This window comes from Promicromonospora sp. NPDC060271 (genome assembly GCF_042726755.1).
Classification (GTDB): Bacteria; Actinomycetota; Actinomycetes; order Actinomycetales; family Cellulomonadaceae; genus Promicromonospora.
On the sequence record NZ_JBHXBG010000178.1, the window covers coordinates 1 to 10,866 of the forward strand.

At 73.1% G+C, this 10,866-nt stretch carries 11 protein-coding genes; 2 read left to right on the top strand and 9 right to left on the bottom strand.

The genetic code is table 11. The features are described 5' to 3' along the window. Positions 1-56 precede the first annotated feature (56 nt). The 4 genes from ACFWE2_RS21450 to ACFWE2_RS21465 form a co-directional block, all read right to left on the bottom strand. On the bottom strand, positions 57-1,070 hold the full coding sequence (locus ACFWE2_RS21450; RefSeq protein WP_377226236.1) for an aldo/keto reductase family protein: 1,014 nt from the start codon (positions 1,068-1,070) through the stop codon (positions 57-59). A gap of 47 nt (positions 1,071-1,117) precedes the next feature. Then, on the bottom strand, positions 1,118-2,986 hold the full coding sequence (locus tag ACFWE2_RS21455) for a SigE family RNA polymerase sigma factor (RefSeq protein WP_377226237.1): 1,869 nt from the start codon (positions 2,984-2,986) through the stop codon (positions 1,118-1,120). 100 nt (positions 2,987-3,086) lie between these two features. After that, positions 3,087-3,935 (bottom strand): hypothetical protein, encoded by an 849-nt coding sequence (locus ACFWE2_RS21460; RefSeq protein WP_377226238.1) that lies wholly within the window; start codon positions 3,933-3,935, stop codon positions 3,087-3,089. A gap of 53 nt (positions 3,936-3,988) precedes the next feature. After that, positions 3,989-4,678, bottom strand: a complete 690-nt coding sequence (locus tag ACFWE2_RS21465; RefSeq protein WP_377226239.1) for a YitT family protein — start codon at positions 4,676-4,678, stop codon at positions 3,989-3,991. A 60-nt stretch (positions 4,679-4,738) separates the two neighbouring features. On the opposite strand from ACFWE2_RS21465, the gene ACFWE2_RS21470 reads away from it, so the two are divergent. Further along, entirely contained in the window at positions 4,739-6,244 is a 1,506-nt protein-coding gene (locus tag ACFWE2_RS21470; protein WP_377226240.1) for a PLP-dependent aminotransferase family protein, read from the top strand. Here the strand turns inward: ACFWE2_RS21470 and ACFWE2_RS21475 are convergent. The 5 genes from ACFWE2_RS21475 to ACFWE2_RS21495 are packed head-to-tail and all read right to left on the bottom strand — an operon-like array spanning position 6,229 to position 9,104. Beyond that, complete coding sequence (locus tag ACFWE2_RS21475) at positions 6,229-7,026, bottom strand: putative hydro-lyase (protein WP_377226241.1); 798 nt, start codon at positions 7,024-7,026, stop codon at positions 6,229-6,231. The genes ACFWE2_RS21470 and ACFWE2_RS21475 overlap by 16 nt on opposite strands. Continuing rightward, complete coding sequence (locus ACFWE2_RS21480; protein ID WP_377226242.1) at positions 7,023-7,232, bottom strand: hypothetical protein; 210 nt, start codon at positions 7,230-7,232, stop codon at positions 7,023-7,025. Before ACFWE2_RS21480 ends, ACFWE2_RS21475 begins: the two co-directional genes overlap by 4 nt. Continuing rightward, positions 7,229-8,320 (bottom strand): quinone-dependent dihydroorotate dehydrogenase, encoded by a 1,092-nt coding sequence (locus ACFWE2_RS21485; RefSeq protein WP_377226243.1) that lies wholly within the window; start codon positions 8,318-8,320, stop codon positions 7,229-7,231. The genes ACFWE2_RS21480 and ACFWE2_RS21485 overlap by 4 nt, the downstream gene beginning before the upstream one ends. Continuing rightward, a complete protein-coding gene (locus ACFWE2_RS21490; protein ID WP_377226244.1) occupies positions 8,317-8,748 on the bottom strand; it encodes a hypothetical protein in 432 nt (143 codons plus the stop codon). Before ACFWE2_RS21490 ends, ACFWE2_RS21485 begins: the two co-directional genes overlap by 4 nt. Further along, positions 8,745-9,104 (bottom strand): hypothetical protein, encoded by a 360-nt coding sequence (locus ACFWE2_RS21495; RefSeq protein ID WP_116676056.1) that lies wholly within the window; start codon positions 9,102-9,104, stop codon positions 8,745-8,747. Before ACFWE2_RS21495 ends, ACFWE2_RS21490 begins: the two co-directional genes overlap by 4 nt. Positions 9,105-9,271: 167 nt before the next feature. On the opposite strand from ACFWE2_RS21495, the gene ACFWE2_RS21500 reads away from it, so the two are divergent. Further along, positions 9,272-10,813, top strand: a complete 1,542-nt coding sequence (locus ACFWE2_RS21500; RefSeq protein WP_377226245.1) for a leucyl aminopeptidase — start codon at positions 9,272-9,274, stop codon at positions 10,811-10,813. The last annotated feature ends 53 nt before the right edge of the window (positions 10,814-10,866 follow it).

Sequence of the window (10,866 nt, forward strand, 5' to 3'; positions counted from 1 at the left end):
AGGGTGACCTGTACGTCTGACACGTGCGGCGCCGTCTGACAGCTCAGCGCACTGCGTCAGGCCGGGCGCTTCTTCGGCATGCCCTCGAGGGTCTTGGCCGGGTCGCGCTCGATCACGCCGTCCAGCGCCTCGTCGATCTGCTTCATCAGCTCGGCCGGGATGGTCACACCCGAGGCCTTGACGTTCTCGGCCACCTGCTCCGGACGCGACGCCCCGACGAGCGCGGCGGCGACGTTGTCGTTCTGCAGCACCCACGCGACGGCGAGCTGCGCCATCGACAGGTCCAGCTCGGCGGCCACCGGCTTGAGGTTCTGCACGGCGGTCAGCGTCTCGTCGGTCATGAAGCGGCTGATCGTCTGCGCTCCACCCTTCTCGTCGGTCGCGCGCGAGCCGGCGGGCGCCGGCTGGCCCGGCAGGTACTTGCCGGAGAGCACGCCCTGCGCCATGGGCGACCAGACGATCTGCGAGACGCCGGCCTCCTTCGAGGCGGGCACCACCTCGTCCTCGATGACCCGCCACAGCATGGAGTACTGCGGCTGCGAGGAGATGAGCTGGAAGCCGAGCTCCTTGGCGAGCGCGGCGCCGGCGCGGATCTGGTCGGCGGACCACTCCGAGACACCGATGTAGAGGGCCTTGCCCTGGCGCACGATGTCGGCGAACGCCTGCATCGTCTCCTCGAGCGGGGTCTCGACGTCGTACCGGTGCGCCTGGTACAGGTCGACGTAGTCGGTGCCGAGTCGGGTCAGGGAGCCGTTGATCGACTCCATGATGTGCTTGCGGGACAGGCCCACGTCGTTCGGGCCCTTGGGGCCGGTGGGCCAGTAGACCTTCGTGAAGATCTCCAGCGACTCGCGTCGCTCGCCCTTCAGCGCGTCGCCGAGCACCTGCTCCGCGGCCGTGTTGGCGTACGCGTCAGCGGTGTCGAAGGTGGTGATACCCGCGTCGAGGGCGGCGCGGACGCACGCCGTGGCGACGTCGTTCTCCACCTGCGAGGCGTGGGTGAGCCAGTTGCCGTAGGTGATCTCCGAGATCTTGAGACCACTGTTGCCGAGGTACCGGTAGTTGACCATGTCGTCACCCTATGACAACCGTCGAATCGAATCGACCCCCTCCTTCATCACTCGATCCTGGCGCGGTGCAGGGCCGCCGTGCCGGCGTCCACGTCCTCCACCCGCCAGGCGACGAGGTCCCCGGCGATCGCGACCGACGCCGCACCGGGGCCGCGGTCCAGGAGGCGGGGCCGCCCCTCGCCGAGCGCGTCCTCGACCAGGTACACGGCGTTCCCGTGGTCACCCGTCGTGCTCCACACCAGGTCGTCCGCGGCCACGTCGATCGAGGTGACGACGTCCCCCGCGGCGCCAGGTTCGAAGACCCGCTCCTGTCCCGTGCTCCGATCCAGCACGTGGACGGCGGCGCCGTCGTTCCAGGCCACGAGCCCGTCGGACGCCGCGAGCTTCGTGCCCCGGTCGGCGGCGCCCCCGGGCTCGTCGACGGTCGCGGGCCGGATGACCTCCGTGCGCCCGTCGTCCCGGTATGACGTGATGGCGTACCGCGCCACACCGTCGGTGCCCCTCTGCGCGGTCGTGGTGACCACCTCGTCGTCGTTGGTCGTGAACGTCAGCGCATCCGTCGCGACGACCTGCTCGTCGCCCTCGCCGTCAACGGCCTTCGCCGAGACCGTGCGCACGTGCTCGCCGTCGGACCCCGGAGCGGAGGACAGCCAGACGACCCGGCCCGCCGTGAGCCCGACCAGCGGGTCGCCGAGGATCTCGTCGGCCCCCGGCTGGTCGGCGGCGCCGTGCTCGACCACCGTTACCGGTGCCAGCGCGGCCCCGATCAGGTAGGTCCGGATCGCCCAGGCGGCCGGGTCGCCGCCGTCGACCACCGGCGACTCGGCCCAGGCCAACCGGTCGCCCTGGCGTACGGCCGAGAGGATCACGGCGGCGCGGCCGTCGACCGTTCCGGACTCCAGGTACTGGCCCGCGTGCGGGATGCCGTCCTCCTGGATCTCCACGCCCTCGACCACCGAGCTACCGATGGCGTCGGGCGTTCCCGGAACCCCCGGGAAGGTCTTGACCATGAAGTACGAACCGTCCGCTGCGAGTGTCGCCGTAGCGGTGTCGTCACCCAGGACGGCGAACGTCTCGCGCAGCGGCTCCACCTCCGCTGCGGGAACGGTCGGGGCGGCGGTCAGGCCAGGCCCCGGCTCCGGGCTCTCGAGCAGCCGGTCGATGCCCATGACCTCCCGGAACCACTCGCTGCCCGGCAGGGCGACGTCGCCAAGGCCGGGCACCCGCACCGGTCCCAGCAGGAACCACACCAGGAGCAGCGCGGCGACGCCCGACGTCGCGCCCTGCGCCACCCGGCGGCGGCGCAGCGCCGCCCGGCTGCCGCGCAGCACGCCGACGGCGTCCACGACCGGCGCGTCGACCAGCTCCAGGTCGGCCCCCGCGACCATGCCGCGCAGGTGTTCCAGCGCGCGGGCGTTGGTCGCCTTGACCGTGCCGACGCTCCGGCCGAGCTCCGCCGCGACGTCCGCCTCCGAGAGGTCCAGCAGGTGCCGGAGCACGACGACGCGCCGCTGCTGGGGTGCGAGCCGTGCGAGGGCCCGCACGAGCGCGTCCCGTAACCCCACCTCTCCGGAGCTGTCCTGGGCGGCCCCTACCGGAAGGTGGTCGTCGCCCGGTATCACCTCGCGCCGGGCGTGCCGCCACGTGTCGATGCGCTGGTTCACCAGGACGCGCCGGGCATACGCGCGAGGCTCGCGGTCCCGCACCCGGTCCCAGACGCGGTAGGTGCGCTCGAACGCGGTCTGCACCAGGTCCTCCGCCCGGTGGCGGTCGCCGGCCAGGAGGTACGCGGTGCGGTAGAGGTACGGTCCCGCCGTGTCGACGAACGCGACGAAGTCGTCGTCACGCGACCGAGCCACGCGCACGGTGGCGCGCTCGGTGACCCGGTCGGTCTCATCTTCGGTGTCGATGCTCATACCCCCCACCACGTACGGCGACGCTCGCAGGTTTATCGGCCGACCGCCCGGGTTTGCCCGACCCGTCCCTGCCGCGAGCGCCGGAACACCTCCCCGTACGTCAGAGCGGGCGGTCGGCCCCCGCCGGCACGCCCTGGAGCCTGCGCAGGACGCCGGCGGCCAGCAGGGCCTGCCCGACGACGTAGGTCACGACCACCGCGCGCAGGCCGATGGCGGTGCCGACCCCACCCGCCGTGGTCACGACCAGCAGCATCGCCGCCGCCGCGACGTGGAGCAGCGCGCCGATGCCCGCGAGGCGGTCGGCCCGCCAGGCCGCCACTGTGAGCAGGGACACCGCGGCGACCCAGGCCGCGCCCGCGGCGACCGCGCCCGCGACGTAGTCGCCGAGGTCCACGTGCGCGACCCCTGCGACCAGGACCGCGGCCACGACCACGCCGATGGCCCAGCAGATGACGTCCGCCGCCGAGCGCAATGGTCCCGCGCCCAGCCACCCGCGGAACGCGACGGCCTGGACGACCAGGGCCAGGGCGAGGACCGCGCCGCTCAGCATCGCCATGTAGAGGAGTCCCTCGAGCTCCATGCCACTCATCAGCGCGTCCCACACCCCGGGGAAGAGCGCGGTCGTGACGAACACGTCGCCCAGGTAGCCGAGCGCGAGCGCGACCAGCGTGAGGACAACGGGACGCGGCCGCAGCACCCCGCCGGACGACGGCGCCGCCGACCACAACATCAGTGCCAGGAACGGCAGCAGCAACAGGTGCGCCACGAGAGCCACCGTGCGCGTCCCTTCCTCCCATGCGCCCACGTCGCCCGTCGTACGGAGCACGATCGCGACGAGCAGCAGGCCGCACGCGGTCCGGGACACGGGCCCGGGCAGGACGGCACGAATCCCCGCGCGCGGGGCTTCGACACCGCTGCTGGTCACGTCGCTGGTCATGTCGCTCGTCATGTCGCAATGGTGGGGGCCCGCCCGCCCGGGCGCCACCAAAGCTGAGGTCTTCGTCAGTGGCGTCCGGTCAGGCCTGACGGCGCGAGCCACCGGGCGGAGACCTGCACGACGGGGCCGACACCGAAGGCGAACACGACCGTCGCCCACCCGAACGTCCCGCCCAGCAGCACGCCGAGCAGCACGACACCGACCTCGATGCCGGTCTTGACCAGCCAGACGGGCCAGCCGGTCTGCTGCACCAGGCCGGTCATCAGCCCGTCGCGCGGGCCCGGGCCGAACCGCGCCCCGACGTAGGCGGCGGTGCTCACCCCGAGCAGCACGATCCCGCCGAGGGCCAGGCCGATCCCGGCCGGGAGTCCCGGGGTGGGCAGCAGCCGTTCCAGCACCCACAGGGCCGGGTCGATCACGAGGCTGATCACGATGATGTTGGCGATTGTGCCGACGCCCGGACGCTGGCGCAGCGGGATCCAGGCGAGCATCACCAGCAGCCCGATCCCGAGCACCACCCATCCGTAGGCCAGGCCCGTGCGGTCCACGATGCCCTGGTCCAGCACCGCCCACGGCATCGCGCCCTGGCCCGAGTAGAGCATCATCGCCGTGGCGACGCCGAAGCCGACCAGGCCCAGCAGAAGCTGGGTGACCCGGCGCACGGGGTGCATCAGGACGGCTGCGGGGCTCCGTTCCTCGGGTGCGGTCGCGGGGAGCGTTCCGTGGTCGGCCGGTCGGCCGGTGGTCGTGGTCATGCACCCATGGTGCTCGCCATTGGCCTTGTCTTCCATGGCCAATCGGAGAAGAGTGGCCTCATGTCCGTCGCGAGTCCCACCGTGCTGCGTCAGCTCTCCCCCACCACGACGGCCCGGCTGCTCGGCGCGTGGCATGCGGGCGGACCCGCGTACCTGGCCCTCGCCGACGCGCTGCGGGCGGCGGTCCTGTCCGGAACGCTGGCCCCGCACACCCGCCTGCCGAGCGAGCGTGAGCTCGCGGCGGCGCTCGGCGTCTCGCGCACCACGACGTCGGGCGCGTACGCGCGGCTGCGCGAGCTCGGTTTCGCGACGAGCCGTGTCGGTTCGGGCACCGTCACCACGCTGCCGCAGCGCGCCACCGGGCCTGTTCCGGGCCGGCCGGCGGGCGGCGACGCACCGGTGGCCGGCGAGACCCTGCGGGGCGCCGTGCGGGCGCTCGGCCTGTCCGGCGTCGGGCACCTGGACCTGTGGCAGGCGACGCCGCCGGCCCCGCCCGAGCTGCACGAGGCCTTCACCCGTGCGCTGGAAGGGCTGCCCGCCTACCTGGACTCGGGCGGCTACGAACCGTACGGTCTGGCCCCGCTGCGCGAGGCCGTCGCGGCGCGCTACCGCGAGCGCGGTGTGCCGACCACTGCCGACGAGATCCTCGTGACGACCGGCGCGCAGCAGGCGATCGCCCTGCTCGCGCACACCCACCTGCGCCCAGGCGACCGCGCGGTGGTGGAGTCCCCCACCTACTTCCATGCGATGGAGGCCATGACGGACGCCGGAGGCCGGGTCGTCGGAGTGCCCGCCGGGCCGCTGGACGTCGACCTGCTCGCCTCGACGGTGCGGCGCGCCCGGCCACGGCTCGTGTACCTCGTGCCGGACTACCAGAACCCCACCGGTTCCGTGCTCTCCGCCGACGAGCGCGCGGCCGTCCGGGAGATCGCCGACCGGCACGGCGTCACGGTCGTGGGCGACGAGACGCTCGTCGAGCTCGGGCTGTCGGGCTCCGGCACACCACCTCCGTTCGCGGGGGACGGCACGTCGCCGCACGTGGTGTCGGTGGGGTCCGCCTCGAAGGCGTTCTGGGGCGGCCTCCGCGTCGGCTGGGTCCGGGCGCATCCGCAGGTGATCGCGCAGCTCGCCCGCGCGCGGCAGTCCGCGGACATCGCGACGGCGGTGCTGGAGCAGCTCGCCGTGACGGAGCTGCTCGGGCGCAGGGCCGAGGTGATGGTCGGCAGGCGTCGCATGCTGCGCGAGCGTCGCGACCTGCTCGTCGGCCGCCTCCGGGAGTCGTTCCCGTGGGACGTGCCCGAGCCCCCCGGCGGGCTGTTCTGCTGGGTGGACCTCGGCCTGCCCGTCGCTCAGGCCTTCGCGGCAGCGGCGGCAGCGGAGGGCGCGCTCGTCGCCGCAGGCCCGCTGTTCACGCCGGACAACGCGGGCGCCGCCTCGCACGTGCGGCTGACCTTCACCCGATCACCCGCCGAGCTGACCGAGGCCGTGCCCCGCCTGGCCCGGGCCTGGGGACGGGTGGCGGGCCGCCGGCGCGGCGCCCACGGCACAACTCACGGCACCAGGTAGCTCGAGTCCCGGGCGTCGGTGATCGCCATGTGCCCGGGCGCGTGGCCGATGGCGAACGACGGGCGCGACCGCATCACGGCGGCCTGCGGCGTCACCCCGCACGCCCAGAACACGGGGACCTCGCCGTCGCGGACCTCCACCGCGTCCCCGAAGTCCGGGGCCGCCAGGTCGGCGATGCCCAGTGCGGCCGGGTCACCCACGTGCACCGGGGCGCCGTGCACGGCGGGGTACCGGGAGGTGATGCGGACGGCGTCCGCCACCTGGCTCGCCGGGACCGGCCGCATCGACACGACCAGCGGGCCCGACAGGGCACCCGCCGGGCGGCACTCCCGGTTCGTGCGGTACATCGGCACGTTGGACCCGGCCTCGATGTGGCGCACGGGCACACCGCCGTCCAGCAGCGCGCTCTCGAAGGTGAAGCTGCAGCCCACGAGGAACGCGACCAGGTCGTCGCGCCACAGGTGCGTGACGTCGGTGAGCTCCTCGGCGAGCTCGCCGTCGCGGTACACGCGGTACGCGGGCAGGTCGGTGCGGAGGTCACCGGCGAAGATCGACGCCGACGTCTCGCCGGGCTCGGTCACGTCCAGGACCGGGCACGGCTTCGGGTTCCGCTGGGCGAACAGCAGGAAGTCGTACGCCTCGGCCCGGGGCAGGGCGATCAGGTTGGCCTGCGTCCACCCGGCGGCCCAGCCCGACGTCGGCACCCGCAGCCCGGCCCGGAACCGCGCCCGCGCCTGGTCCGGGGTGAGCAGATCAGGCGTGAGCCGGTCCGGGGCGGTCACGGAACTCGCAGCTCCACGCTCGGTGCGGCCTGGGTGCCGTCGTGCAGCAGGCGTGCCTGCACCGCGCCGGCCTCGGCCAGCGCGCGCCAGTGCTCGCCGAGCCACTGCTCGGCGTCGTACTGCGCCGTGAACACGGGGGTGACGGGTTCGCTCAGGCGACGCCCCTCGGCGTCGTCGAGGGCCCACTCCCACTGCGGACGGATCACTCCAGCCTCCCACTTGCCGTCGAGCCTGCCGACCGGGTCAGCGCGCGGTTGATCCGCGACGCCCACAGCGGCCCCTCGTAGACGAATGACGTGTAGCCCTGGGTCAGGTCGGCTCCGGCGCGCAGGTAGGCGCGGACGTCGTCGGCCCTGGTGATGCCACCGACGCCGATGATGACCGGACCCGCGCCGAGCCGCTTGCGCAGCCGGGCGACGACCTCGATACCCCGGCCGAGCAGCGGCGGACCGGACAGGCCACCCGGGCCGCGGTCGTGGCCGATCGTCGTGTTGACGGCGACCACGCCGTCGAGCCCCAGCTCGAGCACGAGGTCGGCGACGGAGTCGATGTCGTCGTCCGCGAGGTCCGGGGCGATCTTCACCAGCAGCGGGATGCGGCGGCCGGCCCCGGCGGAGCCCGTGGTGGTCGCCTCGTCGGCCGCGGCGCGCACCGCCTGCAGGATGGGCCGCAGCGACTCGGTCGCCTGCAGGTCGCGCAGGCCGGGCGTGTTCGGCGAGGACACGTTGACCACCAGGTAGTCCGCCCAGGGTGCCAGCAGCCGGGCCGACGTCGCGTAGTCCGCCGCGGCGTCCTCCGGCGGCGTGACCTTGGTCTTGCCGATGTTGGCGCCGACCACTATCGCGCGGCCCGCCGCGGTGCTCCGCAGCTTCCGCAGCCGGGCCGCCGCTGCCGCGGCGCCCTCGTTGTTGAAGCCCATCCGGTTGCGCACCCCGCGCACGTCGAGCTCGCGCCACATGCGCGGCTTCTCGTTGCCCGGCTGCGGCTGTGCGGTGACCGTGCCGATCTCGACGAACCCGAAGCCGAGCATCGTCAGGCCACGGACCGCTCTCGCGTTCTTGTCAAAGCCTCCGGCCAGGCCGAAGGGTGCAGGCACCACGCGGCCGAAGAGGCGCACGCTGCCCGGTCCGCCAGCGCGCTGGCCGAGGAACGGGGCGACGGCTCCCTGCACGAGGTCACGCAGCACCGGTGTGTTGCCCGCGCGCTCGATCAGCGAGAACGCGAGCTCGTGCGCCTGTTCCGGGTCCATGCGACGGAAGGCGGCGTTGAACAACAACGAGTACGGCCAGCTCATGCAGTCCTCTCCTCGGATGCGCCGGGCGACGTCCGCCACAGCCACCACAACCCCACGAAAGGCAGGACAAGGGGCACGTAACCGTAGCCCTGGCCGAACCCGGACCAGACGGTCGACTCGCCGAACACGTGCTCGTCGGCGAGCGACAGCGCGCCGACGGTCAGGATGCCGACGGCCTCGATACCCACTGTGATCCACGCGACCGTCCGCCAGGCGGGCGTCCCGATCGCGAGGGCGAACGTCGCGACTGCGTACACGACGGCGGCGAGGGTCGACAGCGAGTACGCCACCGGTGCCTCACCGAACTTCACGACCAGCTCGTAGGACGAGCGGCCGAGCGCCGCGAACGCCAGGATCCCGTAGACGGTCACCAGGACCCGGCCGAAGCCCTGCCCCGTCCGCCGTCCGGCCACCGCTCGCGCCATCATGCCCCCATCCAGATCTGCCACATCCGCCACTGCAGGAACGCGACCGTCAGGGACGCCACCAGCAGGACGACCGAGCTCCACTTCGTGCGCTCGGCGAAGGCCCACGCCGCGGCGACCGGAAGGATCACCAGCGTGGTGGCGTAGTAGCCCCAGAACAGCAGCGGGTCGTCCGCACCGGCGCCCGTGGCGCCCTGCACGATCGCCACGACGCCCTGGACCAGGACGAGGCCCTCGATGACGGCGCCGCCCCAGAGCTGGTTCAGGATCACCGCGCGGTCGCGTGCCACGAACCAGCCGGCCCACCCGGCCAGGACCACGCACAGCGCGACCACGAGGAGCAGGAGGGCAAGGATCACGTCCCGCAGACTACCCGGCGGCACCTACGGGGCGGCAATCGGATCGCGCGTGACCTGCGCCTCCATCCGAGTGCCGGACGCCGCCCCGAACCGGACGAACACCCAGGAAAGACCCAGCGGACCGGGAGCCGGACAGCGCGTCAGGGGTGCGGGATACGATCGGGCTCGTGACCTCCGTTACCCTCTCCAGCAAGAATCCCACCGCCGTGAAGGCCGAAGTGCTCGTGGTGGCGACCGCCCAGACGTCGGACGGCGTGGCCGTCGTGTCCGACCAGCTCCCAACGGATCTGCTGACCGAGCTCGAGTCGCTCGCGCCACAGCTCGGAGTGACCGGTGCGCGCGACGAGGTCCGCAAGATCCCGGCGGGCCCGAAGCTCGCGGTCGACGTCCTGGTCCTGACGGGGCTGGGTGAGCGCGCCGAGGACGGCACCTTCGCCGCCGAGACCCTGCGGCGCGCTGCCGGTGCCGCGACCCGCGAGCTGGCCGGCCTCAAGTCGGCGGCCATCGCGCTGCCCGCGTCCGACGACGACGAGATCACCGCCGTGACCGAGGGCGCGCTGCTGGGCGCCTACGCCTTCAACCGCTACCGCACCTCCGGCAAGGACGCCGGCAAGGACAACACCGCCAAGGACGGCGCGAAGGCGGCCAAGAACGGCAAGGACCCGGTCGCCGCCCTCGAGATCCTGACGCCGCTGCACAAGAACGCGAAGGCCAAGGTCGCCGCCGAGCGTGCCGAGATCGTCGCGGCGGCGGTGCACGCCGCCCGCGACCTCGTCAACGCGGCGCCCAACGAGCTGTACCCGGCCACGTTCGCCGACGCGGCGAAGGCCGCCGCCAAGGATGTCCGCCACGTCAAGGTGACCGTCCTGGACGACAAGCAGCTCGCATCCGGCGGCTACGGCGGGCTCACCGCCGTCGGCCAGGGTTCGTCGCGCGGCCCGCGCCTCGTCAAGGTCGCCTACACGCCGGCCAAGCCGAACGGGAGGGTGGCGCTGGTCGGCAAGGGCATCACGTTCGACTCCGGCGGCATCTCGATCAAGCCTGCCGCGGGCATGGAGGCGATGAAGTCGGACATGGCGGGCGCCGCCGCCGTCCTGTCCACGGTCGTTGCCGCCGCCAGGCTGAACCTGCCGGTGGCCGTGACCGGCTACCTCTGCCTGGCCGAGAACATGCCGGGCGGCAACGCGCAGCGCCCCGCCGACGTCATCACCATCTACGGCGGCAAGACCGTCGAGGTGCTGAACACCGACGCCGAGGGCCGCATCGTCATGGCCGACGGCCTCGTGTCCGCGATCGAGGACGGCCACGACGTCGTGCTCGACATCGCCACCCTCACGGGCGCGCAGATGGTCGCGCTCGGCAACCGCACCTCCGCCGTCATGGGCACCGACGCGGTCCGCGACGAGGTCAAGGCCGCCGCCGACACCTCGGGCGAGCTGTTCTGGCCGATGCCGCTGCCGGAGGAGCTCAAGTCGAACATCAAGTCCAAGGTGGCCGACGTCGCCAACTCCGGACCGCGCTGGGGCGGCATGCTCAACGCCGGCCTGTTCCTGCAGACGTTCGTCGGCGACCACCCGTGGGCCCACCTGGACATCGCAGGCCCCGCGTTCAACGAGGGCAGCGGGCACGGCTACACGCCCGGCGGCGGCACCGGCGTGGGCGTCCGCACCCTCCTGAGCTTCCTTGAGGGCCGCGCGGCCGCGAAGTAGCGGGAAATAGCGGTTCGCGAAGTAGAGCGCCTGTCCGAGTCTCCGGGTGAAGC

Excerpts from the sequence above, each read along its gene's own strand:
- ACFWE2_RS21450 (WP_377226236.1), bottom strand. The coding sequence starts at position 1,070 with ATGGTCAACTACCGGTACCTCGGCAACAGTGGTCTCAAGATCTCGGAG.
- ACFWE2_RS21455 (WP_377226237.1), bottom strand. The coding sequence starts at position 2,986 with ATGAGCATCGACACCGAAGATGAGACCGACCGGGTCACCGAGCGCGCC.
- ACFWE2_RS21460 (WP_377226238.1), bottom strand. The coding sequence starts at position 3,935 with ATGACGAGCGACATGACCAGCGACGTGACCAGCAGCGGTGTCGAAGCC.
- ACFWE2_RS21465 (WP_377226239.1), bottom strand. The coding sequence starts at position 4,678 with ATGACCACGACCACCGGCCGACCGGCCGACCACGGAACGCTCCCCGCG.
- ACFWE2_RS21470 (WP_377226240.1), top strand. The coding sequence starts at position 4,739 with ATGTCCGTCGCGAGTCCCACCGTGCTGCGTCAGCTCTCCCCCACCACG.
- ACFWE2_RS21485 (WP_377226243.1), bottom strand. The coding sequence starts at position 8,320 with ATGAGCTGGCCGTACTCGTTGTTGTTCAACGCCGCCTTCCGTCGCATG.
- ACFWE2_RS21490 (WP_377226244.1), bottom strand. The coding sequence starts at position 8,748 with ATGATGGCGCGAGCGGTGGCCGGACGGCGGACGGGGCAGGGCTTCGGC.